Source organism: Pseudomonas sp. Yb2C2 (genome assembly GCF_052112325.1).
Lineage (GTDB): Bacteria > Pseudomonadota > Gammaproteobacteria > Pseudomonadales > Pseudomonadaceae > Aquipseudomonas > Aquipseudomonas marginalis.
The window spans coordinates 1-23,928 of sequence record NZ_JAVAJK010000042.1 but is presented as its reverse complement, the minus strand read 5'-3'; the positions used below and the strand labels follow the sequence as shown (position 1 = coordinate 23,928).

20 protein-coding genes are annotated in these 23,928 nt (G+C 61.7%); 9 read left to right on the top strand and 11 right to left on the bottom strand.

The genetic code is table 11. The features are described from left to right. Positions 1-63: 63 nt before the first annotated feature. Positions 64-1,677, bottom strand: a complete 1,614-nt coding sequence (locus Q8X51_RS31260) for a J domain-containing protein (protein ID WP_407693279.1) — start codon at positions 1,675-1,677, stop codon at positions 64-66. Between the two features lie 10 nt (positions 1,678-1,687). Beyond that, positions 1,688-3,385, bottom strand: a complete 1,698-nt coding sequence (locus Q8X51_RS31255) for a molecular chaperone HscC (protein ID WP_074844328.1) — start codon at positions 3,383-3,385, stop codon at positions 1,688-1,690. A 257-nt stretch (positions 3,386-3,642) separates the two neighbouring features. On the opposite strand from Q8X51_RS31255, the gene Q8X51_RS31250 reads away from it, so the two are divergent. Then, entirely contained in the window at positions 3,643-4,626 is a 984-nt protein-coding gene (locus Q8X51_RS31250; protein WP_407693280.1) for a hypothetical protein, read from the top strand. A gap of 85 nt (positions 4,627-4,711) precedes the next feature. On the opposite strand, the gene adeC is transcribed toward Q8X51_RS31250, so the two are convergent. From adeC to Q8X51_RS31235, 3 genes are read right to left on the bottom strand one after another with little or no spacing between them, the layout of a single operon-like run. Then, on the bottom strand, positions 4,712-6,169 hold the full coding sequence (adeC, locus tag Q8X51_RS31245; protein WP_027604394.1) for an AdeC/AdeK/OprM family multidrug efflux complex outer membrane factor: 1,458 nt from the start codon (positions 6,167-6,169) through the stop codon (positions 4,712-4,714). Next, positions 6,166-9,327: an efflux RND transporter permease subunit gene (locus tag Q8X51_RS31240; protein WP_065928270.1), complete on the bottom strand. Its 3,162-nt coding sequence runs from the start codon at positions 9,325-9,327 to the stop codon at positions 6,166-6,168. Before Q8X51_RS31240 ends, adeC begins: the two co-directional genes overlap by 4 nt. Before the next feature lie 3 nt (positions 9,328-9,330). Beyond that, entirely contained in the window at positions 9,331-10,479 is a 1,149-nt protein-coding gene (locus Q8X51_RS31235) for an efflux RND transporter periplasmic adaptor subunit (RefSeq protein ID WP_065947337.1), read from the bottom strand. Between the two features lie 285 nt (positions 10,480-10,764). Between Q8X51_RS31235 and Q8X51_RS31230 the strand changes: the two genes are divergently transcribed. Then, positions 10,765-11,397 carry a TetR family transcriptional regulator gene (locus Q8X51_RS31230; protein ID WP_027604391.1) on the top strand — a complete coding sequence of 211 codons (633 nt, stop codon included), beginning with the start codon at positions 10,765-10,767 and terminating at the stop codon, positions 11,395-11,397. Between the two features lie 294 nt (positions 11,398-11,691). Here the strand turns inward: Q8X51_RS31230 and Q8X51_RS31225 are convergent, their stop codons facing one another. Genes Q8X51_RS31225 through Q8X51_RS31215 form a run of 3 tightly spaced genes read right to left on the bottom strand, consistent with a single transcriptional unit; the run spans position 11,692 to position 14,282 of the window. Next, positions 11,692-12,747 carry an alkene reductase gene (locus Q8X51_RS31225; protein WP_027604390.1) on the bottom strand — a complete coding sequence of 352 codons (1,056 nt, stop codon included), beginning with the start codon at positions 12,745-12,747 and terminating at the stop codon, positions 11,692-11,694. A gap of 28 nt (positions 12,748-12,775) precedes the next feature. Beyond that, positions 12,776-13,942, bottom strand: a complete 1,167-nt coding sequence (locus tag Q8X51_RS31220; protein WP_074844333.1) for an MFS transporter — start codon at positions 13,940-13,942, stop codon at positions 12,776-12,778. A gap of 13 nt (positions 13,943-13,955) precedes the next feature. Then, on the bottom strand, positions 13,956-14,282 hold the full coding sequence (locus Q8X51_RS31215; protein WP_027604388.1) for an ArsR/SmtB family transcription factor: 327 nt from the start codon (positions 14,280-14,282) through the stop codon (positions 13,956-13,958). A 154-nt stretch (positions 14,283-14,436) separates the two neighbouring features. Between Q8X51_RS31215 and Q8X51_RS31210 the strand changes: the two genes are divergently transcribed. Then, positions 14,437-15,021: an acyl carrier protein phosphodiesterase gene (locus tag Q8X51_RS31210; RefSeq protein ID WP_065928267.1), complete on the top strand. Its 585-nt coding sequence runs from the start codon at positions 14,437-14,439 to the stop codon at positions 15,019-15,021. A gap of 50 nt (positions 15,022-15,071) precedes the next feature. On the opposite strand, the gene Q8X51_RS31205 is transcribed toward Q8X51_RS31210, so the two are convergent. Next, on the bottom strand, positions 15,072-15,863 hold the full coding sequence (locus tag Q8X51_RS31205) for a lysophospholipid acyltransferase family protein (protein WP_065928266.1): 792 nt from the start codon (positions 15,861-15,863) through the stop codon (positions 15,072-15,074). Further along, positions 15,863-16,618 (bottom strand): L-ornithine N(alpha)-acyltransferase, encoded by a 756-nt coding sequence (gene olsB, locus Q8X51_RS31200; protein WP_027604385.1) that lies wholly within the window; start codon positions 16,616-16,618, stop codon positions 15,863-15,865. The genes Q8X51_RS31205 and olsB overlap by 1 nt, the downstream gene beginning before the upstream one ends. 184 nt (positions 16,619-16,802) lie before the next feature. Here olsB and Q8X51_RS31195 point away from each other — a divergent pair, with 184 nt between their 5' ends. From Q8X51_RS31195 to Q8X51_RS31180, 4 genes are all read left to right on the top strand, one after another. Continuing rightward, the gene (locus Q8X51_RS31195; protein WP_407693281.1) at positions 16,803-17,876 is read left to right on the top strand and encodes a serine hydrolase domain-containing protein; all 1,074 of its coding nucleotides are present in this window, start codon (positions 16,803-16,805) and stop codon (positions 17,874-17,876) included. After that, positions 17,873-18,187 (top strand): amidase, encoded by a 315-nt coding sequence (locus tag Q8X51_RS31190; RefSeq protein ID WP_137211453.1) that lies wholly within the window; start codon positions 17,873-17,875, stop codon positions 18,185-18,187. The genes Q8X51_RS31195 and Q8X51_RS31190 overlap by 4 nt, the downstream gene beginning before the upstream one ends. 90 nt (positions 18,188-18,277) lie before the next feature. Next, positions 18,278-18,868, top strand: coding sequence for a YceI family protein (locus Q8X51_RS31185; protein WP_407693282.1), 591 nt, complete (start codon positions 18,278-18,280; stop codon positions 18,866-18,868). Position 18,869: 1 nt separating this feature from the next. Beyond that, positions 18,870-20,027 carry a phospholipase D-like domain-containing protein gene (locus Q8X51_RS31180; protein WP_065928262.1) on the top strand — a complete coding sequence of 386 codons (1,158 nt, stop codon included), beginning with the start codon at positions 18,870-18,872 and terminating at the stop codon, positions 20,025-20,027. 83 nt (positions 20,028-20,110) lie between these two features. Here the strand turns inward: Q8X51_RS31180 and bglX are convergent, their stop codons facing one another. Beyond that, positions 20,111-22,402, bottom strand: coding sequence for a beta-glucosidase BglX (gene bglX, locus Q8X51_RS31175; protein ID WP_074844359.1), 2,292 nt, complete (start codon positions 22,400-22,402; stop codon positions 20,111-20,113). A 238-nt stretch (positions 22,403-22,640) separates the two neighbouring features. On the opposite strand from bglX, the gene Q8X51_RS31170 reads away from it, so the two are divergent. Both Q8X51_RS31170 and Q8X51_RS31165 read left to right on the top strand, forming a co-directional pair. Continuing rightward, positions 22,641-23,252 carry a LemA family protein gene (locus Q8X51_RS31170; protein ID WP_065928260.1) on the top strand — a complete coding sequence of 204 codons (612 nt, stop codon included), beginning with the start codon at positions 22,641-22,643 and terminating at the stop codon, positions 23,250-23,252. Between the two features lie 18 nt (positions 23,253-23,270). Further along, positions 23,271-23,928: TPM domain-containing protein (locus Q8X51_RS31165; RefSeq protein ID WP_407695001.1), on the top strand; the 658-nt coding region annotated here is incomplete at its 3' end.

Below are 23,928 nucleotides of genomic sequence, written 5' to 3'. Positions count from 1 at the left end.
GGTTGTGGGCGATGATCGAACGCAAGTTGCCGGGCGCACAGGCCCGGCCCCGGCATTGCGGGGTTATCGCTTGGGCAGGTCGAAGTGGGTCCAGGGCACAGTCGGCAGGTAGTGTTGCGCAGCTACGATCAGCACCACCATCACCACCAGGAACACCCCTTGCAGAGGGCTCCAGAAGGCCCAGTGCAGGCCGTTCAGCCAGGGGTAGCCTTCGGCGAACTTCTGGCTCATATGACCGATGCGTTTTTTGTGCAGCAGGTTGATCAGCAGCGCGCCGGCGTAGGTCACCGCACCCAGTACACCGAGCATCAAGCCGCAGGCCACCAGCATGATCGCCTGCGGTACGCCGTGGCGAATCACCAGCCAGTAGTCGTTGGGGTTGATTCGCTTGGGGATCAGGTACTGGCTCAGCCACACATCCAGCACCCGATAGGTTGAACTCATCCCGGCCCACATTTGGGTGACGCGAAAGCCAACGGCCGCCGGCACGAACGCCATCAGCATGAAAATGACCAGCGACATCCCGTCCATTCTGTCTGGCTTATCGTGGGCGATGCTCAGGCCAAGCCCCAGGGCGAAGACGGCCCATAGCCGGATAAACACCTGGGTGTAGATCGGCCGGGGCACGAATTTGCGCCAAAAGAACAGGTCTGTTTGAGGCAGGCGCTCGACCAGTTGCGGATAGCGCCAGGTCAGTGTTTGCGCCAGGTGCTGGCAGGCGTTCCACTCGTTCTCGCCAAACCCATCGATCAGGCGTTTGTGTTGCGTGGCGGACATCGGCGTCAGCAGCAGGCGCGCGGCCAGGGCATCGGCTGATGTGCGCCGCGTGTCCTGGGCCTTGTCCTGCAAGTTGGCGTAGAAACTTTCCTGCTCGCAACGCGACACCAATTCGCGCCACATCCACGCCGGTTCCGGGTAGACGCCTTTCTGGTCGTCCCAGCCGAATGCCTGGCACACCCGCTCGAACAGCGGCACGCTCCACTGGGTGTCATGCAGCAGGTGCAGGACGATGCGCTGCCACTGCTGTTGCAGGTCGAACACCCGGAGCCAGGGTTGGTCGTTGTACTGCGTGAGCTGGGTGATGAACTCGCGCTCGGCCTTTTGCTCCAGCAGTTCCTGCAGGGTGCGGCGGTAGTCTTGCAGCAGCTCGCCGGTCAGCGCTTCGTATTGCCAGGACGTCATCGCCACCTGCTGCCAGGGGGTCAGCCATTCCAGGTGTTGCGCGGCCCAAGCGGCGATGGCGCTGCGTTCGCCCGGTGCTTCGAAACAATGGCGCAACAGGCCGGCCTGGAACGCATCGGTGCAGCCCTGTTGCCGAGCCTGGGCCCAGCGCTCGTCGAGGTTACGCGCGTTAAGGCCGTCGAGCAGTGCCTGGGCCGGGTCCGGTGTGGGGGCGTCGAAGGGCGCCGGGCTGACGGGGCTGATGTCCAGCAGTTCGGCCAGGTCATTCAGGTTGGCGTAGGCCGCTTCGGCCACGGGCGCCTGGACGGGTTCTGCCTCTTCGTTATCCGCTCGCCAGCGTGCTTCATTCAGCGCGTGTTCATAGGCCTCGCGCAGGCGTTGGAAGCCTTGGGCGTCGTCGTCCGGGCGGCAGTTTTTCAGCAGACGCGCATAGCTGCGCTTGATGCTGCGCTCGTCGGCGTCCTCCGGCAGTTGCAGTACGGTCCAGCAATCCATCGGTGTGCCCTCAGCGCCAGAACCCGTTGTCGAGTTGCTCAAGTTGACGGCTCAGTTCGCTGCGGGCGTCGCGGATGCGGCGTTCGTCCTGGGTGTCGAGTACCTGCTGGAACTGCGCCGCCCAATGGCCGAACTGTTCGCGCAGCTCGCCGAGGTTTTCCTGGTAGAGCCGTTCGAGGCGGGCGACGAGCACGGTATTGACCTGCTGGTCGCGTGGGTGGACCTTCAATTGCGCCAGGGCCTGCAGGCGTTGCTGGATCTCCTGCGGGTTGAGCACGCCGGGGTTGTTCTCGATCACCAGCGAATGCTGCTCGCCGGTCAGCGGGATATTCACCTGGGCTTCCAGCAGGCCGTTGTTGTCGTAGGTGAAACGCACGTCCAGGGAGACTTCACCGGCCTTGCGCTTGGGCACCGGAATATCCAGTTGGCCCAGCTCGATGTTGTCTTTGACCAGGCGGCTTTCGCCCTGGTAGATCTTCAGCAGTACGTGGGCCTGGTCGTCGTGCAGGGTGACCACGCTTTTGACCCGGCTGACCGGCACGCTGCTGTTGCGTTCGATCAACGGCAGGTAATGGCCGCTTTCGATATGGCCGCCGTATTGGTTGGAGGTTTCGATGCCCAGGGTGTAGGGGCAGACGTCGGTCAGCACCACTTCTTCGAGGGCCGCGGAACGGGCCTTGAGGGCGGCCTGGATCGCCGCACCGTGGGCGACCACCTGGTCGGGATCGAGGCTGATGGAGGGAAAGCGCCCGAACAGGCCGGCGGCGAGTTTGCGCACCAGCGGCATGCGTGTGGTACCGCCCACCAGCAGGATTTCATCCAGGTCGCCGACCCGAATCCGTGCATCGCGCAGGGCGCGTTCGATCGGCGCGCGCAGGCGTTCCAGCAGCGGCGTGTAGAGCTTGGCCAGTTCCTGTTGGGTGATGGTTTTCAGCCATTGCTGGCCGTCGACACGCAGGGCGAACTCGGCGCTGTCGTCCTGGCCCAGGGCTTTGCGTACGCGCTCGGCTTCGCGGCGCAGGGCTTGCAGCACCGTGCTGGTGGGCGGGAAACCCGTGGCGTTACGTTGGCTGTCGACAAAGTGTTCGAGCAACAGGGTGTCGAAGTCTTCGCCACCGAGAAAGTTGTCGCCGGCGCTGGCACGCACTTCCATTACCCCATCGAACAGCTCGATGATCGACACGTCGAAGGTGCCGCCGCCAAGGTCGAAGACCAGGAATGAGGTTTCTTTATCCCGCTGATGCAGGCCGTAGGCCAAGGCCGCGGCGGTCGGTTCGTTGATCAGTTTCTCAACGCTGAGCCCCGCCAGTTCACCGGCGATGCGTGTGGCCTTGCGTTGGCCGTCGCTGAAATAGGCGGGCACGCTGATCACCGCGTCGGTGACGGTTTGACCGTAGGTACGCTCGATGTCCTCCTTGAGGCTCTTGAGCACCAGGGCAGAGAGTTCTTCGGGGCGGAACGAGCGGTCGCCCAGGCGCACTTCGGTGGCGCTGCCCATGTAGCGCTTGAACAGCGAGGTGGTCAGGTGCGGGTGGGTGTGCAGGCGCTCCTTGGCGGCCTGGCCTACCAGGACACGGCCTTGGTCATCCAGCCCGACCACGCTGGGGGTCAGCAACTGGCCCAGGGCATTGGGCACCATTTCGGCGGCATCGCCGCGCCAGACGGCTGCGAGACTGTTGGTGGTCCCCAGGTCGATTCCTACGATCATTACGACAAGCTCCCTCTGTGGTCTGTAAGAATCTGTTACCAATTTTACCCTGAAAGCTTGAGCGGAAAGCAAGGCGGGAGACTGTTCTTACAAGCGGGCTTATTGTAGTTGGCAGGCTTGTTGTGGTGAGCGGGGCAAGCCCGCTCACCACAACAAGCCCGCTCGCCACGGAGAGTGTCCAACCTGTCAGCCTTATGCTTAACCGCTTCTGCGTCTACTGTCAGGGTTGACAGTAGATGACCCGTTTTTGAAAGCCTATGTTCAAGGCGGTGGCAGTATTTTTGCTGGTGCTCAAGGGAGAAGTGCTCATGAGCTTTGGAACAGAAATGGGTGAGTTTTTAACCTCGTCGAATACGTTCAACGCGGACCTGATCTTTGGGAATAAAAAGAAGATCCCGATTACATTCGACACATTCGAGTTGATCTATATCGAGGGTTCTCAGTTTTTCATTCGTTTAGGGTTTGAGGGCAATCCGGGGTCCAGAAATGAACTGACTCTTGAGGCTAAAGAGTTGAAAGCAGGCCAGACCTACCCGATCCGGCCGCAAGACCCTGGAATCAGGGCAACCTTTGCCTTCGGAGCACGCATCGAGTATTTCCCGGCGGAATATTCGGGGTTCCTGACCGTTGACCGTCTTGAATACAAGGACGGCCATCTAGCGCTGAGCATGCAGTTCTCCATCTACTTCGAGCCACAGGGCAAGGGCGATATGGAAGTTGTTTGCCATGCCCTTCAAATCACCTGCGCGTTAGCAAACCACCGCGCAACGGGTAAGTTTGTACCCAAGCACCGAGCGCAAGCGAAGGTTCCAGTTTTTTGTGAGATCGACGCCAGTGTCGATGGTAGTTATGACCCCATCGACCTGGGTGATGTATTTTTCGTGATCTACTCAGACTCGAGTTATTTTATTCAGTGCTTGCCCCGTCATGGAGGTGATCGTGCGTCCCTTGAGTTTGCAGGGAGTGCCTTGAAAACCTTTACTGATTATCCAATCACAGCGCCTGGGGGGGCGCCAGAAAGTGTTGATACGCTTCTTATTATGCGGCCTGAATTCTCATACGGGTTTTCTGATCCGACGGGTACATTCCGCGTAAGGCGCACTGAAGATTCAGAGGAAGGGTTCTGGTTTATCGCTGAGTTTAATTTCTCACTCACTGCCCGCAATGCCGATGGAAGAGAAATCGAATATAAAATTACGAGCCTTAGGTTTCAGGTGCAAGTCAGTGAATTGAGAACTTAACCTTGGCACCCAGCCTTTAAAATATCGCGGGCCATAAAAAACCGCCTCCTGATAAGGGAGGCGGTTTTTGTTTATTGCGGCGCTATCAGAACAACTTCAACGCCGGTGCTTCTTCTTTCAACGGCTCGTTCTTCGCGGTCTGCTCGTTCCAGCCGCCGCCGAGGGCCTTGTACAGGTTGACCTCGCTGGTCAGCTGCGCCAGGCGGTCGGTGATCAGCGATTGCTGGGCACTGAACAGTTGGCGCTGGGCGTCGAGGAAGGTCAGGTTGCTGTCAACACCGATGCGGTAGCGACGCTCGGCCAGGCGGTAGTAATCCTGGTTGGCCGCGACGAAGCCACGCTGGGCCTCCAACTGCTGCTTGTAGGTCTCACGCGCGGCGAGGCCGTCGGAGACTTCCTGGAAGCCGGTCTGGATCGCCTTCTCGTAGTTCGCCACGTTGATCTCTTTCTGGATCTTCGAATAGTCCAGGCTGGCGCGCAGGCTGCCGGCGTTGAAGATCGGGATGTTGATCTGCGGGGCGAACGACCAGGTGCCCGAACCGCCTTTGAACAGGCCGCCCAGGGTAGGGCTGGCGGTACCGGCGCTGGCGGTCAGGCTGATGCTCGGGAAGAACGCTGCACGGGCCGCACCGATGTTGGCGTTCGCGGCCTTGAGGTTGTACTCGGCCTGCACGATGTCTGGACGACGTTGCAGCAGGTCGGAGGGCAACCCGGCTGGTACGTCGCTGAGCAGGTCATCCGACAGCGGCTTGCTGGCGATATTCGCCGGCAGGCCGGTGCCCAGCAGCAGGGTCAGGTTGTTTTCGTCCTGGGCCACCTGGCGGGTGTAGCGTGCCAGTGCCACGCGGGCATTTTCCACCGAGGTGCGCGCCTGGCTGAGGTCGAGGGCCGAAGCCACGCCGACTTCATTGCTGCGCGAGGTCAGCTTGAAGCTCTGCTCGTACGCGCCGAGGGTGTCCTGGGTCAGCTTGAGCAGTTCCTTGTCGGCCTGCCAGGTCAGGTAGGCATTCGCCACGCTGGCCACCAGGCTGATCTGGGTGCTGCGCCGTGCTTCTTCAGTGGCGAAGTACTTTTGCAGCGCTTCTTCACTCAGGCTGCGCACACGACCGAACAGGTCCAGTTCATAAGAACTGATCCCGAGGCCGGCCGAGTACTGGCTGGTGATGGTCGATTCGCCGGTCTGTGACAGCTTGGCCGGGGTGCGCGAACGGCTGCCGCTGCCCGTGGCCGATACGGCCGGGAACAGGTCGGCACGCTGGATCTGGTACTGCGCCGCATACGCGTCGATGTTCAGCGCCGCGACACGCAGGTCACGGTTGTTCACCAGCGCGGTCTGGATCAGCTGTTGCAGGGCAGGGTCATGGAAAAACTGCTTCCAGCCCTGCTCGGCAGCGGCCTGGCCCGGCGCCTGGGCCGACGAATACGCCGGCCCCTGTGGGAACTGAGCTGCCACCGGCGCTTCAGGGCGCTGGTAGTCAGGGATCAGCGAGCAGCCACTGAGCACGAATGCGGTGACGGCTAAGGAAAGTAGCGACTTGCTCATTGGCCAGCCTCTTGAGGAGTTTGCTTAGGTTCAGTCTTGTTACGTTCGCCCATGGCGGACACGCTCGCGAAGAACAGTGGCACCCAGAAGATCGCCAGCACCGTGGCCGTGATCATACCGCCAATTACACCGGTACCGATTGCGTGCTGGCTGCCTGAGCCGGCGCCCGAGGAGATCGCCAGCGGCAACACGCCGAGGACGAACGCCATGGAGGTCATGATGATTGGCCGCAGGCGCATCCGCGAGGCCTCGATGGCCGCCTCGACGATGCCTTTGCCTTGCTCGTGGAGTTCCTTGGCGAACTCCACGATCAGGATGGCGTTCTTCGCCGCCAGGCCCACCGTCACCAGCAAGCCCACCTGGAAGAACACGTCGTTGGACAAGCCGCGCATGCTGGTGGCGATCAACGCACCCACCACGCCCAGTGGAACCACCAGGATCACTGCGATCGGGATCGACCAGCTTTCGTACAGCGCCGCGAGGCACAGGAACACCACCAGCAGCGACAGCGCATACAGTGCCGGCGCCTGGGAGCCGGACAGGCGTTCTTCATACGACAGGCCCGTCCAGGCGTAGCCCACACCCGCCGGCAGCTCCTTGGCGATGCGTTCGACTTCGGCCATGGCGTCACCGGTACTGTAGCCCGGTGCCGGGGTACCGAGGATTTCCATCGCCGCTACACCGTTATAACGCGAGAGCTTCGGCGAGCCGTAGATCCACTTGCCAGAGGCGATGGCCGACAACGGCACCATCTTCCCGGAGTCGCTGCGCACGTACCATTTGTTCAGGTCTTCCGGGGACATCCGGCTGGCGGCTTCACCTTGCACGTAAACCTTCTTCACCCGACCACGGTCGATGAAGTCGTTGACGTAGCTGCCACCCAAGGCAATCGCCAGGGTCTGGTTGATGTTGGACAGCGTGATGCCCTGGGCGCTGGCCTTCTCGTCGTCGACGGTGAGCTCGTATTGCGGCTCATCGTTCACGCCGTTGGGGCGCACACCGGCCAGGATCTTGCTCTGGGCAGCCATGCCCAGGAACTGGTTACGCGCCGCCATCAGCTTTTCATGACCGACACCGCCCTGGTCTTGCAGGAACACGTCGAAACCGGTGGCGTTACCGAGTTCCAGTACAGACGGCGGCACAATGGCAAACACCATGGCGTCCTGGAAGGTCTGCATGAAGTAACCCTGGGCACGCTTGGCAATCTCGAACACCGAGGTGGACGAGTCGCGCTCATCCCACGGCTTGAGCATCACGAAGGCCAGGCCCGAACTCTGGCCACGACCGGCGAAGTTGAAGCCGTTCACGGTAAACACCGATTTCACGCCTTTGCCTTCGCCTGGTTCGCCTTCCTTGTCATTGAGCAGATAGGCGCGCATGTCGTCGATGACTTTTTGCGTGCGTTCAGCCGAAGAACCTACCGGGGTCTGCACCTGGGCAAAGATCACGCCCTGGTCTTCATCGGGCAGGAACGCAGCCGGGATGCGCATGAACAGCCAGATCATGCCGGCGATGATCAGGGCGTACACCAGGAACGCCGGGATCTTGTGCTTGATCATGTTACCCACGCCGCGCTCGTAGCTCAGTACGCCACGGTCGAAGGTGCGGTTGAACCAGCCGAAGAAACCACGCTTGGGTTGGCCGTGTTTTTCCGGGTCGATCGGCTTGAGCATGGTGGCGCACAGGGCCGGGGTGAAGATCAGGGCAACCAGTACCGACAACGCCATGGCCGAAACGATGGTGATGGAGAACTGTTTGTAGATCACACCGGTGGAGCCGCCGAAGAACGCCATCGGCAACAGTACCGCCGACAGTACCAGGGCAATACCCACCAGGGCGCCCTGGATCTGGCCCATGGACTTGACCGTCGCCTCTTTCGGCGACAGGTGCTCCTCGGCCATTACCCGCTCGACGTTTTCCACCACGACGATGGCGTCATCCACCAGCAGGCCGATGGCGAGGATCATGCCGAACATGGTCAATGTGTTGATGGTGAAACCGAACGCCGCGAGGATCCCGAAGGTACCCAGCAGTACCACCGGTACGGTCATGGTGGTGATGATGGTGGCGCGGAAGTTCTGCAGGAACAGGAACATCACCAGGAACACCAGCACGATCGCTTCGATCAGGGTGTGCACCACACCGGAGATCGATTCGGTCACGACCGGGGTGGTGTCATACGGCACCACCGCCTTCATGCCAGGCGGGAAGAACGGTTCCAGGGACGCCACGGTGGCACGGATGGCCTTGGCGGTGTCCAGGGCGTTGGCGCCCGACGCGAGCTTGATCGCCATGCCGGAAGCCGGGTTGCCGTTGAACTGCGCGCTGATGCTGTAGTTCTGGCCGCCGAGTTCGATACGCGCCACGTCACGCAGGCGAACCTGGGAACCGTCGGCATTGACCTTCATCAGGATGTTGCCGAACTGCTCAGCCGTCTGCAGGCGGGTCTTGCCGATGATGGTGGCGTTCAGCTGGTTGCCGGGCAGGGCAGGCAGGCCGCCCAATTGACCGGTGGCCACCTGGACGTTCTGTGCCGAGATGGCCGTGCTGACATCCACCGGCGTGAGCTGGAAGTTGTTCAGCTTGGCCGGGTCCAGCCAGATACGCATGGCGTACTGCGAACCGAACACCTGGAAGTCACCGACACCTGCGGTCCGGGAAATCGGGTCCTGGATGTTGGAAACGATGTAGTTGGACAAGTCATCCTTGGTCATGCTGCCGTCTTCCGACACCAGACCGATCACCATCAGGAAGTTCTTTACCGACTTGGTTACGCGGATACCCTGCTGCTGCACTTCCTGCGGCAGCAGTGGGGTCGCCAGGTTCAGCTTGTTCTGCACCTGCACCTGGGCGATGTCCGGGTTGGTACCCTGGTTGAACGTCGCGGTGATGGTCATGCTGCCGTCGGAGTTACTGTCCGAGGCCACATAACGCAGGTTGTCGATACCGTTGAGCTGTTGCTCGATGACCTGCACCACGGTGTCCTGCACGGTTTGTGCGGACGCGCCTGGGTAGGTTACCTGGATGTCGATGGCGGTTGGCGCGATGGCCGGGTATTGGTTGATGGGCAACTTCAGGATCGACAGTGCCCCGACCAGCATGATCACCAGGGCAATTACCCAGGCGAAAATGGGACGGTCGATAAAAAATTTCGACATGGATTACTCCCCTTGGCCAGGCGCGGCAGCAGGAGCAGCGGCGGAACCGGCGGGCTTGGCGTTGTCAGCCTCCTTGACCTTGACCTCCACACCCGGCTTGACGTACTGCAGGCCTTCGGTGATCACGCGGTCACCGGCGTTCAGGCCTTTCTCCACCAGCCAATAGGCGCCGGCGGTGCGGTTGGCCACCAGTACACGCTGCTCGACCTTGTTGTCGGCGTTGACCACCAGCGCCGTCGGGATGCCCTTGAGGTCGCGGGTCACGCCTTGCTGTGGCGCGAGGATCGCCTTGCTGTTCACGCCGGCTTGCAGTTGGGCGTGTACGAACATGCCCGGCAGCAGGGTGTGGTCAGGGTTGGGGAACACTGCGCGCAGGGTCACGGAGCCGGTGGTCTGGTCGACCGAGACTTCGGAGAATTCCAGCTTGCCGTCATGGCCGTAGTCGCTGCCGTCTTCCAGGGTCAGCTTGACCTTGGCGGCATTGGCGCCGGCTTTTTCCAGTTGGCCGCTTTCCAGGTCGCGGCGCAGTTTCAGCATTTCAGCCGAAGACTGCGTGACGTCGACGTAGATCGGGTCCAGTTGCTGGATTACCGCCATGGCATCGGTCTGGCCATTGCTGACCAGCGCGCCTTCGGTCACCGAAGAACGACCGATACGCCCGGAGATCGGCGCGAACACCTTGGTGTAGCGCACGTTGATCTGGGCGGTTTGCACGTTTGCTTCCGCAGTCATGCGGTTGGCCACGGCGGTGTCGTATTCCTGGCGGCTGACGGCTTGCTCATCGACCAACTGCTTGTAGCGGTCGGAGATGGACTTGGTCTGGGTCAGGCTGGCTTGTGCGCTTTTCAGCGTGGCTTCATAGACCGACGGATCGATCTGATAGAGCTGCTGGCCTTCCTTCACATCCGCGCCTTCCTTGAACAGGCGCTTGAGGATGATGCCGTTGACCTGCGGGCGAACTTCCGCGATGCGGTAGGCGGTGGTGCGGCCTGGCAGCTCGGACGTCAGGGTATAGGCTTGCGGTTGAATGGTGACCACGCCGACCTGAGGGGCTTGAGCGGGCGGAGCCGCTTCTTCCTTTTTACATCCGCTGAGCAGCGATGCCAGGGCGACGGCAGTGACCAGAGCGGTAACAGCTGGCTTAAGTTGCATGAAGATCCTCGGGTCAGGCGCGCAGGGTGCGCACAAGAAGTGTGGAAGGGTAAAAAACAAGCTGTGAGTGGATAAGTAGCTTGCTACGCAATATACTTACGTTCATGGTTGTTTGTAAACTCTTGACAGGCTTCGCGGATTGTTGACAACGCAGGCCAAAAGTCTCGATTCCATTACGTTCGGCGCCCATGACGGTGTCGTCCCACAAATATTCGGATGATCGTTAACATCTATTAACACTGCGTTAACGATAGTCTCAGGTGTCCTGATTGAGGTTGTACTGCCATGGTTCGTCGCACTAAAGAGGAAGCTCAGGAAACGCGCAGCCAAATTCTCGAAGCCGCCGAGCAAGCCTTTTATGAGCGCGGCGTTGCACGGACTACGCTGGCGGATATCGCTGCGCTGGCCGGTGTCACGCGGGGCGCGATTTATTGGCACTTCAGTAATAAATCCGATCTGTTGCAGGCACTGCTGGACACGCTGCATGAGCCACTGGACGAATTGGCCAGGGCCAGTGAAAGCGAGGACGAGGTCGACCCGTTGGGGTGCATGCGCAAGCTGCTGATTCATTTGTTTCATCAGGTGGCCCTGGACCCGAAAACCCGGCGCATCAATGAGATTTTGTTTCATAAGTGCGAATTCACCGATGAAATGTGCGACATGCGCCGTCAGCGCCAGACCCACAGCCTGGAATGCAACCTGCGCATCGGCCTGACACTGCGCAACGCGGTCCATCGCGGGCAACTTCCGGAAAACCTCGACACCACCCGTGGCGCAGTGTGCATCCATGCCTACATCAACGGGCTGATTGGCCAGTGGCTGCTGGTACCCGACAGCTTCCAGCTACATCAGGAAGCCGAACGCTGGGTGGATGCAGGGCTCGATATGCTGCGCCTGAGCCCCAGCCTGCGCAATTGAGACAAAATGCGTAATTGCATCAGGTTGTGTCAACAGTAAAGCCTAAGGACCGTCAATCGTCCTTCTGCCTGATGGGTGGGGTGACTTTATATACGGGCTGGCGGGCGGTTGATACATAGCCGCCTAAGTATTTTGTAGGGATTTTGTTGCAAGGCTGTTAAGGAGTGTTTCCCAGGGCAACAATGTGGGAGGGGGCTTGCCCCGATGGCAGTGGTTCAGTCAACACATACAGTGACTGACGCACCGCCATCGGGAGCAAGCCCCCTCCCACATTTGGTTTCGCGTGTCGGGCGATTACAGCGGCAGCGTCGGGTAATCGATGTAGCCCACCGGGCCCTGGCCGTAGAAGGTTTCCGGATGCGCTTCGTTCAGTGGCGCATCGGCTTTCAGGCGTGCTGGCAGGTCCGGGTTGGCAATGAACGGCACACCCCAGGCCACGGCGTCCGCTTTGCCTTCGGCCAGCCAGGCATTGGCACTGTCCTTGGTGAAACGTTCGTTGGCGATGTACACGCCGCCAAAGGCTTTTTTCAATTGAGGACCGAGGCTGTCCGCACCTGCCTTTTCACGGGAGCAGATGAAGGCGATACCACGCTTGCCCAGCTCGCTGGCGACGTAGGTGAAGGTCTCCTTCAGGTTGTCGTCGCCCATGTCGTGGGCATCGGCGCGCGGTGCCAAATGCACACCCACACGGCCAGGGCCCCAGACCTCGATGGCCGCATCGGTCACTTCCAACAGCAGGCGTGCACGGTTTTCCAGGGAGCCACCATAGTTGTCGGTGCGCTTATTGGTGCTGCTTTGCAGGAACTGGTCGAGCAGGTAGCCGTTGGCGCCGTGGATCTCCACGCCATCAAAGCCTGCGGCCTTGGCGTTCTCGGCACCGGTGCGGTAAGCGTCGACGATGTCGGCGATTTCAGCGGTTTCCAGGGCGCGCGGCGTCGGGTAGTCGGCCAATGGGCGCACCAGGCTGACGTGGCCTTTAGCCTGGATCGCGCTCGGCGCCACCGGGGTTTCGCCGTTCAGGTAGGACGCGTGGGAAATGCGGCCGACGTGCCACAGTTGCAGGAAGATCTTGCCCCCTGCGCCATGCACGGCCTTGGTGATATTGGCCCATCCGCGCACCTGGTCGTTGGACCAGATGCCCGGCGTGTCCGGGTAGCCCACGCCCAGCGGTGTCACCGAAGTGGCTTCGCTGAGGATCAGCCCGGCGGAAGCGCGTTGCACGTAGTACTCGGCCATCAGCGCGTTGGGTACGCGGCCGGCATCGGCACGGCAGCGGGTCAGCGGTGCCATGATGATGCGGTTCGACAGCTCCAGGTCGCCCAGTTTGATCGGATCGAAAATAGTCGTCATGGGAAAACACCCTTCTCTTTGAAGTTGATCAGTGGGTCGCAGGGGCCAGGTCGGCATCGCCGCCCTGACGGAAAGTAATCAGGGTTACCAGCAGCGCCAGGATCGCCAGGGCCGCTGCCGCCAGAGGCACGCTGCTCAGGCCGAAACCGTGGGCAATCACGCTGCCGCCCACCCAGGCGCCGAGGGCGTTGCCGATGTTGAAGGCGCCGATGTTCAGGGTGGACACCAGGTTCGGCGCGGCCTTGCCGAAGGTCACCACGTTGATCTGCAGCGCAGGTACGGCGGCAAATGAAGCGGTGGCCCAGAGGAACAGGGTGATCTCGGTCGGGATCACGGCGACGCTGGTCCAGGTCAGCGCGGTGGACACCACCGCCATACTGATAAACACGCCGATCAGGGTGGCTGCCAGGCGTTTGTCCGCCAGCTTGCCGCCGATGATATTGCCCACGGTGAGGCCCAGGCCGATCAGCAGCAGGGTCCAGGTCACGCCTTTGGGCGACACGCCGGTGACATCGCCGAGCAGCGGCGCAACATAGGTGAAGAGGGTGAACATGGACGCGGCGAACAGGGCGGTCATGCTCAGCGACAACCAGATGCCGGCACCCTTGAGGGCGGCCAGTTCGGCGCGCATGTCGAGTTTTTCTTCGTCACGCTTGGCTGGCAGGAAGCGGATCAGGCCGATCAACGCCACCACCCCAATCACCGTCACTGCCCAGAAGGTCGAGCGCCAGCCGGCTTCCTGGCCCAGCGCGGTGCCCAGTGGCACACCAAGCACGTTGGCCAGGGTCAAACCGGTGAACATCAGGGCCACGGCCGAAGCGCGCTTGTTGGCCGGCACCAGGTTGGCGGCGACCACCGAACCGATGCCGAAGAACGCGCCGTGGCACAACGCGGTGACCACACGGGCAAGCATCAGCACGTTGTAGTCACTGGCCAGGGCGCAGAGCAGATTGCCGATAATGAAGATGCCCATCAACGCTACCAGGGCCGCCTTGCGGGGCAACCTGGCGGTGGCCAGTGCCATAAATGGCGCACCGATGGCCACGCCCAGGGCATAGCCGGTGACCAGCCAGCCGGCGCCGGGAATCGACACGCCGAGGTCCGCCGCCACATCGGGCAGCAGGCCCATGATCACGAACTCGGTAGTGCCGATGGCGAAGGCGCTCAGGGCCAGGATGAGTAGCGAGAGGGGCATTATCGTTTCCTTGTTACAACGTCGCGCTGATTTCAGCGCTGAGTTCAGTGGTAAGCGCCGCGAGGAAGGCTTGGATCACTTCCTCATTGCGCTTGAAAAAGTGCCACTGCCCGGCCTTCTGGCTGCTGATCAATCCCGCCCGTTGCAAGGTGGCCAGGTGGGCCGACACGGTCGACTGGGACAAGCCGCAGCGCTGGTCGATCTGCCCGGCACAGATGCCGTATTCGTGGTTGTGCACTTGCTCGGGGAACTGCACTTTCGGGTCTTTCAGCCAGGTGAGGATGTCTCGTCGTACTGGGTGCGCCAGGGCTTTTATTATTTCGTCGAGGTCGATGGACATGGCAGGTGCTCGGTGTCGTAAAGCGTTATATCGCGATGAGGCGAACTTTAAATCGTTATATCCCGATATACCAATATGAATTTGCTCTGAGCTCAGGCTGAATCGGTATATCGGGTTATAACGATACGTTGGCGCCAGTGCTAGACTGCGCGGCATGAATTATCTCGCACATCTGCACCTGGGCGGCCAACTTCCTGCGCAACTGCTGGGCAGCCTGTACGGCGACTTTGTCAAAGGCCGCCTGCTGGGCCAGTTCAGCCCGCCAATCGAAGCGGCGATCCAGTTGCATCGCTCGATCGACCGCTTCACCGACAGCCACCCGTTGGTGGGCAAGGCGTTGTCGCGCTTCAGCCTGACCCGCCGGCGCTATGCCGGGATTGTCCTTGATGTGTTCTTCGATCACTGCCTGGCGCGGGATTGGGCGCTGTACGCCGACCAGCCCCTGGAGCACTTCACCTCGCAGGTGTACCGCGTGCTGGCGGCCGAACCACAGTTGCCGGGGCGGCTGGCGCAGATAGCGCCGTATATGGCGGCGGATGACTGGTTGGGGTCGTACCGCGAGTTTGCGGTGATGGAGCCGGTGTTGCGCGGGATTTCGCGGCGGCTGACGCAGCCTGAGGCATTGGGGTATGCGATGCAGGAGTTGCGGGTGTTGTATGAGCCGCTGAGTGAGGACTTCCGGATCTTCTACCCCGAACTGCAAGCCTTCGCGCATAACCACCTGACAACACAAAGCTAAAATGTGGGAGGGGCGGTGCGACCCTCCCACATTTGAACTGTGTTCACATCTCAGGCTGCAAAAGCCGGTCGAGCATGCACTTGTTCAGTCTCCGGCACCGGCCCAAACAACGCCTTCTGCACCGCCTGCTGCGCCTGGAACGCCAGCGCCGCACGCTCCTGCCCGGCGCAGGCAATCGGCTTGAGCACATGGATTTCCACATCGCCCTGGTCATTGCCGAACAGGCGCATCAGGTGCGAGAGCAAATCGTCATCGCCAATGAACGGTGCCAGCGGGTCGACCTGCCCATTGCGCAGATAACGGATGGCCACCGGTTGCAGCGACACATCCGCATCAATCGCACTGGCCAGCAAGCGCCCGTGGAAGGTGCGCAGGCTGCGGCCGTCGGTGGTGGTGCCTTCGGGGAACATCAGCAGCGGGTGCTGTTGTTCCAGGTGGCGGGTCATCTGCTTGCGGATCAACTGGCTGTCGCCCGAACCGCGACGGATAAACAAGCTACCGGCCTTGGCCGCCAACCAGCCGGCCACCGGCCAGGTGCGCACTTCGGCCTTGGACAAAAACGACATCGGCGCCACTGCGCCCAGCAACGGAATATCGGTCCAGGACACGTGGTTGCTCACCCACAGCATGGGCTGGGTCGGCAACTCGCCGTGCACTGTCACGCGAAAGGGCAGGGCGTTGGTCAGCCGCGCCATGAAGAACCGCGACCAGCGTTGGCGCCGCACCATCGAGTTGGCCACGCCCAAGCGTTCGAACACGCCAAACACACTGGCCATGCTCAAGCCCAGCGCCACTACCACCAGCACCCGGGCGATGCGCCCGTACACGCGCAGGCGGCTCATCACATGGCCGCCTTGAAGTGGCGCGCATAGCGCGGGCATAGCTCATCGCGCTTAAGCAGGATGAACACGTCGGCGACCTGGAAATCCTCATCCCAGCACGGTTCGCCGCAGATCTTCGCACCCAGGCGCATATAGGCCTTGAGCAGTGGCGGCATCTCGGCGATTACGTTGGTCGGCAAGTCCAGCGCCGGCAGCGGTTTTTTCGGTTCGGCGCGCAGGTGTTCGTTGCACAGGTAGCGTTCGCGCAGGCGCTGCATGATCGCGTGGGCCTGGATGCCGCCGTCGTGCATCGGGATGCTCGCGCAGCCCATCAGGTAGCTGTAGCCGCCCTGGTTGAGCACTTCGGCCAACTCGCCCCACAACACGGCGATGGTGCCGCCGTTGCGGTAGGCCGGGTCGACGCAGGTGCGGCCGATTTCCAGGATCGGGCCCTGCAGATGCAGCAGGCCATGCAGGCTGAATTCTTCTTCGCTGTAGAACCGGCCTAGGGTGCTGGCTGCCTGGTGGTCGAGCAAACGGGTGGTGGCGACGAGTCGACCGCTGTTCAAGTCCCGCACGCCGATGTGGCTGCAGTGAACATCATAGTCATCCATGTCCAGGCCGTGTTCCGCGCCTTTCAGCTTGGCGTTGAACTCGCCGCTGAAGACGTTGAAACGCAGGGCCTGGGCTTCCTGCAAAGCCTTGGCGCCAACCAGGCGTTCGGCTTGCAGACGGCGTTCATTGCCGGTGTCGCTGATGCGGGCGATCTGAGTCATGGCGAATCTCCGAGTGCCAGCCACGTTTCGGCCGGTCGACTTTGTTGTCCAAAGTCAGGCTATGTAGCCCCGGTGTCATCTCCATGAAGTTATGGTGACGCTTGGATGACAGGGTCTCTGTAGCAAATCTGTCATTGCCCTCGGCTAGGCTCGCGGGCTTGAATGCTCCCTTGAGTGTGTGTCCATGGTCAGAGGCCTGCTGTGCGTTTCCCTGCTGTTCGTCACCGTTACCGCCTGCGCTGAAACCTGGCCCGACAAGGAGTGGGCCAAGGGCCCGCCACTCGCAGGGCCCGCCGTCGAAGCCCTTGACGCCTATGCATTCCCGCCCCGTGACGACACTGCCCGCCAAGGCATTCGCACCGACGCGCTGCTGGTGATCCGCGACGGTGTGGTCATCTATGAACGCTACGCCGCACCGACCACGGCCAGCACGCCACACTTGACCTGGTCCATCAGCAAAAGCCTGATGGCCACGGTGCTCGGCGTGGCCTACGGCGAAAACCGTTTCAAACTGACCGACCCCGCAGCACGCTTTTATCCGCCGATGAAACAACACCCCAAGGTGACCATGGCCGACCTGCTGCACTGGGCCTCGGGCCTGGACTGGCAGGAAGACTATGAATACGCGCCGCTGAAGTCCTCGGTGGTGGCGATGCTTTACACCCGTGGTCGCGCCGATATGGCCGAGTTCGCCGCCAGCACTGAGTCCTTCAGCGCACCGGGCCAGGCCTTTCGTTATTCCAGCGGCGACAGCAATATCCTGTCCGCCGCGCTCAAGGGCATGCTCGGGCACAAGGCGTACATGAGTTACCCCTGGGACGCGCTGTTCAAGCCGCTGGGCATTCACAACGCCACCTGGGAAACCGATGCCGACGAAACCTTTGTCGCCTCGTCCTATGCGTTCCTCACCGCGCGTGACCTGGCGCGTGTCGGCCTGCTGATGGCCCGCGACGGGCGCTGGGGGGATCAACAATTGCTGCCCAAGGACTGGGTCGTGTTCAACCGCCAACCCTTCGACAAATACACCGTCGGCCAGGACGAAGCGGTCCCCGGTGGCCAATGGTGGCTCAACCAAGGCGCCCCGAGGCCCTGGCCCGACGCCCCCGCCGACACCTTCGCCGCCCTCGGTCATTGGGGACAGGCGCTGTACGTGATGCCCGACGAACACCTGGTGATCGTGCGCTATGGCGATGACCGCGACGGCAGCTACCGCCACAACGAACTGCTCAAGCGCGTGCTTGCGGCGGTGCAACCATGATGCGTCGTCGGCCGTTTACCAGCCTTTTTCTGGTGCTGTTGCTCGCCCTGTCAGGCTGGGTTTGGCACGAGCGCGTCAACCTGCAAGCCTTCCCCGGCATCATCGCGGCGTACACGGCCAAGGAGTATTGCTCGTGCCGCTATGTGGCGAACAATCCAGCCGAGTATTGCCGGGGGTATGTGAAGCAGTACGTGCCCACCAGTGGGTTCAGCGATAACCCGGAACGCAGTGAAGTGACGGCGAGTGGCTTGGGGCGTACGCACAGCGCGCGGTGGTTGGGGGATCGACAGGGCTGTCGTCTGAATCCCTGACACAGCGCAAGCCACCCCGCACATTGGATTTGCGCCGTTCGTGACATTGCGCTTAAGGTTCGTGCAGGTTTTTCGCCCCACGAGTCCTTAATGTTCAACGCGTCTGTTATCAAACCCCTGGCCTTCGCCCTGCTGGCCGCTGCCGTGGTGCCCGCCCATGCTGACTGGTACCTGGACAACGAGTCCTCGCGCCTGTCGTTCGTTACCACCAAAAACACCGAGATCGCTGAAGTCCATCGCTTCCTGGTGCTGCACGGCAAGGTCGACAGCAAGGGCGCGGCGCAATTGGAAGTAGAGCTGGAGTCGGTCAACAGCGGCATCCCGCTGCGCGACGAGCGCATGCGCAACCAGCTGTTCGAGATCAAGACCTTCCCCGAGGCGCTGATCAGCGCACAGATCAACCTGCAACCCATCAATGACCTGGCTCCTGGCGCGCAACTGGAACTGCGCTTGCCCCTGAGCGTCACCCTGCATGGCAAGACCCAGACCTACAGCGCCGAGTTGTTGGCCACGCGCCTGGATGACCGGCGTTTCCAGGTGGTGACCCTGGAACCGGTGGTTTTGCATGCCGAGGATTTCGACCTGGCGCCGGGGGGGGCGATGTTGCGCAAAGCGGCCGGGCTCAAGTCGATCAGTTTGTCGGTGCCGGTGGGTGCGGTGCTGATCTTTACGGCGCGTTGACGTGAGCGGCGCAGTGTTCCCGTGGCGCAGCGCCAACCGTTTCGAGTTGTTGATCGACGGCCCGCAATTTTTTCCGCAGATGCTGGTGGGCATTGCCCGGGCCGAGCGGCAAGTGGAGTTGGAATTGTATCTGGTGGAGGCTGGTGCCTGCGCCGAAGCGATGGTGCAGGCGCTGGTGCTGGCCGCCGAGCGCGGCGTGCGGGTGCGTTGTCTGTTTGATGACTACGGTAGCCTGGCATTTACCCTGGGGCTGCGTAAGCGCCTGACCGACGCCGGTGTGGAGCTGCGTTTCTACAATCGCCTCAGCTGGCGCCGCTGGATGCGCAACCTGTACCGCGACCACCGCAAGCTGTTGCTGATCGATCAGGAAATCGCCGTGGTCGGCGGCACGGGCGTCACCGATGAGTTCTGGACGCCGGGGCAAGACACCGCTGAGTGGCATGAGGTGATGGTGCAGATCCGCGGCCCGCTGGTGCTGGACTGGCAGGCGCTGTTCGAACGGCAATGGCACGCCAATGTCGCGCGCCGGGCGTGGAAGCCCGCCACCCATTTCGGTTTGCCGCGTTTGCCCAAGGTGCCGGCGACTGGGCCAGGCCTGGGCCGAGTGGCCTATGCAGACGCCCGACAGCACCGCGATATCCTGCAATCGCTGATCCGCGCGCTGAACAGCAGCCAGCAACGTATCTGGTTTGCCACGCCGTATTTCCTGCCCACCTGGGGCGTGCGCCGCGCATTGCGTCGGGCCGCAGGGCGTGGGGTGGATGTGCGACTGCTGCTCACCGGCCCGCGCACCGATCACCCGTCCGTGCGCTACGCCGGGCACCGTTATTACCCGCGCTTGCTGCGCGCAGGCGTGCAGATCTTTGAATACCAGCCGTGCTTTTTGCACCTGAAGATGGCGCTGGTGGACGATTGGGTGAGTATCGGCTCGTGCAACTTCGATCACTGGAATCTGCGCTTCAACCTGGAAGCCAACCTGGAAGCGTTGGACCCTGGGCTGACGCAGGCGGTGGCGGCGAGCTTTACCGCGGATTTTGCCCAGAGCCTGGTGGTCAGCCTGGAAGCGTGGAAGGCGCGGCCGTTGTGGCGACGGGTGAAGCAGCGGGTGTGGGGATGGATTGATCGGTTGGTGGTGAACCTTCTTGACAGAAGGAGCTAGGAACAGCTGCAAGCTGCAAGCTGCAAGTTAAAAGCAGAACTGCTCTTCCTTGCCGCTTGTAGCTTGCAACTTGAAGCTGCCTCCTATAGCAATTCGAACGTCTGCTGCTGTACGTCCTGGGAGTCCAGCCCGATCTGCACATTGAACTCACCCGGTTCGGCGGCGAACTTGAGCTGGGTGTTGTAGAACTTCAAGTCGTCCTCGGTGATGGTGAAGTGCAGCGTGCGCTCTTCGCCAGCCTTGAGCATGACCTTCTGGAAGTTCTTCAGCTCCTTGATCGGACGGATCATCGAACCCGCCACGTCCTGGATATACAACTGCACCACGGTTTCGCCATCGACCTTGCCGGTGTTCTGCACCGTGACGCTGGCGTCGAGCTTGCCGGTCTTGTTCAGGGTGGTGGACGACAGCGCCATGTCCGACAGGCTGAACGTGGTGTAGCTCAGGCCATAGCCAAACGGGAACAGCGGCCCGGTGGTGTCATCGAAGTACTGTGAGGTGTAGTTGCCCGGCTTGCCTGGGGTGAATGGCCGGCCGATGGTCAGGTGGTTGTAGTAGGTCGGAATCTGCCCCACGGAGCGTGGGAAGGTGATCGGCAGCTTGCCCGATGGGTTGTAGTCACCGAACAGCACGTCGGCGATGGCGTTGCCGCCTTCGGTACCGGCGAACCAGGTTTCCAGGATCGCGTCGGCTTGTTGTTTCTCTTCCAGGATCGACAGCGGGCGGCCGTTCATCAGTACCAGCACCAGCGGTTTGCCGGTGGCTTTCAGGGCCTTGATCAGGTCGCGCTGGCTTTGCGGGATATTCAGGTCGGTGCGGCTGGAGGATTCGTGGGACATGCCACGGGATTCACCCACGGCGGCCACCACCACGTCGGCATCCTTGGCGGCCTTGACCGCTTCATCGATCATCACCTGGGCCGGGCGGGTGTCATCCACCACTTCCGGGGCATCGAAGTTGAGGAAGTTGAGGTAGTCGACCACCGCCTTGTCGTTGGTGATGTTGGCGCCACGGGCGTAGATGATCTTGCCTTTTTCGCCGATAACCGCGTTCATGCCGTCAAGCAGCGTGACCGATTGTTCCGGCTTGCCGGCCGCCGCCCAACTGCCCATCATGTCGATCGGCGCCTTGGCCAGTGGGCCCACGAGCGCGATGGTCGCGGACTTTTTCAGCGGCAGGGCGTCGTTCTGGTTCTTCAGCAGCACCAGGCTGCGGCGCGCCACATCACGGGCCTCGGCACGGTGCAGACGGCTTTCGGCGTAAGTGTCGGCCGGGTCATCCTCGGCCTTGCCGATGCGCAGGTACGGGTCTTTGAACAGGCCCATGTCGTACTTGGCGCCGAGCACTTCACGCACGGCGTTGTCGATGTCGCTCTGTTCGATCTCGCCGGACTTGAGCAGCCCCGGCAATTCCTTGCCGTACAACGAGTCGTTCATGCTCATGTCGATGCCGGCCTTGATCGCCAGCTTGGCGGCTTCGCGCCCGTCCTTGGCCACGCCGTGCTTGATCAGCTCGAATATCGCGCCGTGGTCGCTGACGGCCAGGCCCTTGAAGCCCCAGTCCTTGCGCAAGAGGTCGTTCATCAGCCAGGTGTTGGCGGTGGCGGGCACGCCATTGATCGAGTTCAGCGCCACCATCACGCCGCCGGAACCGGCCTTGATCGCCGCGTGGTACGGCGGCAGGTAGTCCTGGTACATCTTGACCGGGCTCATGTCGACCACGTTGTAGTCACGCCCGCCTTCCACTGCGCCGTAGAGGGCGAAGTGCTTGACGCTGGCCATGATGCTGTCGGCATTCGCGGGGCTGGCGCCCTGGAAGGCCTTGACCATCACCTCGGCAATGCGCGAGACCAGATAGGTGTCTTCACCGAAGCCTTCGGACGTGCGACCCCAGCGCGGGTCGCGGGAGATATCGACCATCGGTGCAAAGGTGATGTCGAGGCTGTCGGCGGCGGCTTCGTGGGCGGCGATGCGTCCGGAGCGGCCGATGGCGTCCATGTCCCAGCTGGAGGCCAGGGCCAGGCTGATCGGGAAGATCGTGCGGTGGCCGTGGATCACGTCATAGGCGAAGAACATCGGGATCTTCAAGCGGCTGCGCATGGCCGCGTCCTGCATCGGACGGTTTTCCGGGCGGGTGATGGAATTGAACGTGCCACCGATGCGGCCAGCGGCGATTTCCTTGCGGATCAGCTCACGGGGCATTTCCGGGCCGATGCTGATCAGGCGCAACTGGCCGATCTTTTCGTCCAGGGTCATCTGCTTGAGCAGGTCGCTGACGAAAGCGTCCTTGTCCTTAAGCGCAGCAGGCTTTGTTTCTGCCCAGACGGGGTGGGTGGCCAGCGTGGCAACAAGGCCGAGCAAACACAGCTTCTTCATGAATATCCTTTTTCGGCTCACTGCACAGCGCTTGGGCTGATCGGCCAAAATGTGGGGAGCGTCTATTGTTGTTCGGGTGTTGTTCAGATAAATGCAGCACACTCTGAACTCTTTATCGCGCTGGGCATCTTTGTAGCTGATTGACTCGATGCATTCCAGTGGTGGCGGATTATGCCCCAAGCGTGTGGTTTTTAGGGTTAGTCGTCATATTCCATCCAGTTTGGGCAGGAGAAACACCATGCAAGCAGCACAACATTCCCGCTGGGGCCTCAAGGCCGCGGCTTTGCTATTGATCAGCACAGTATTGAGCGGCTGCGGCATCAATAACATCCCGACCCTGGACGAACAGGCCAAGGCGGCCTGGGGCCAGGTGCAGAACCAGTACCAGCGCCGCGCCGACCTGATCCCCAACCTGGTGGAAGTGGTCAAGGGTTACGCCGCCCATGAGCAAGACACCCTGACCGCCGTGATCGAGGCGCGTGCCAAGGCCACCTCGATCCAGGTGGATGCCAGCACCCTGGACAACCCGGAAAAACTCAAGCAGTTCCAGCAGGCCCAGGACGGTTTGAGCGGTGCCCTCAGCCGCTTGATGGTGGTGTCCGAGCGCTACCCGGACCTGAAGGCCAACCAGAACTTCCTGGCCCTGCAATCCCAGCTCGAGGGCACCGAAAATCGCATCGCCGTGGCCCGTCGCGATTTCATCCAGGCCGTGCAGGCGTACAACACCGAGATCCGCACCTTCCCTGGTCGCCTGTGGCACAGCGTGATGTACAGCGACCTGCCGATCCGCGCCACCTTTGAAGCCACCAGTGCCGATGCCGATAAAGCGCCGCAAGTGAAGTTCAAATAAGGCTGCACTGAGGTGTCGATGCGTTTATTACGGATAGGCCTGGCGCTATGGATGCTGGCCTGCGTGGGTGTGGCCCAGGCGGCGCTGACGTTCCCGGCGTTGAGCGGACGGGTGGTGGACACCGCCCAGATGATCGACCCGGCCACGCGCGAGCACATCACCCAGCAGTTGCAGGCGCTGGAGCAGAGCCGTGGCGACCAGATCGTGGTGGTCACGGTGCCCGACCTGCAGGGCGTGCCCATCGAGGACTACGGTTACCAGCTGGGTCGCCAGTGGGGCATCGGCCAGAAGGGCAAGGACAACGGCGCGTTGCTGATCGTCGCCCGTGACGAGCGCACGTTGCGCATCGAAGTCGGCTATGGCCTTGAAGGCGTGCTTACCGATGCGCAGTCCTGGGTGATCATCAACCAGGTGATTGCCCCCAAGTTCAAGGCCGGCAATTTCAGCCAGGGCATCAGCGACGGCGTGGCGGCGATGGTGCAGGTGGTCGGCGGTGAACCGCTGGCGGTGCCGGCGCATGTGGCGGATGCCAACTTTGCCAAGGATAATCCCGGCTTTTCCATCGGCCTGTTCATCCTGCTGATCGGCGTGTTGTGGCTGTGCAATCGCATGGGCCTGCCGGTGGGCGCGATCCTTTTGGCGATCCTCGGCAGCAGTGGACGCGGCGGCGGTGGCG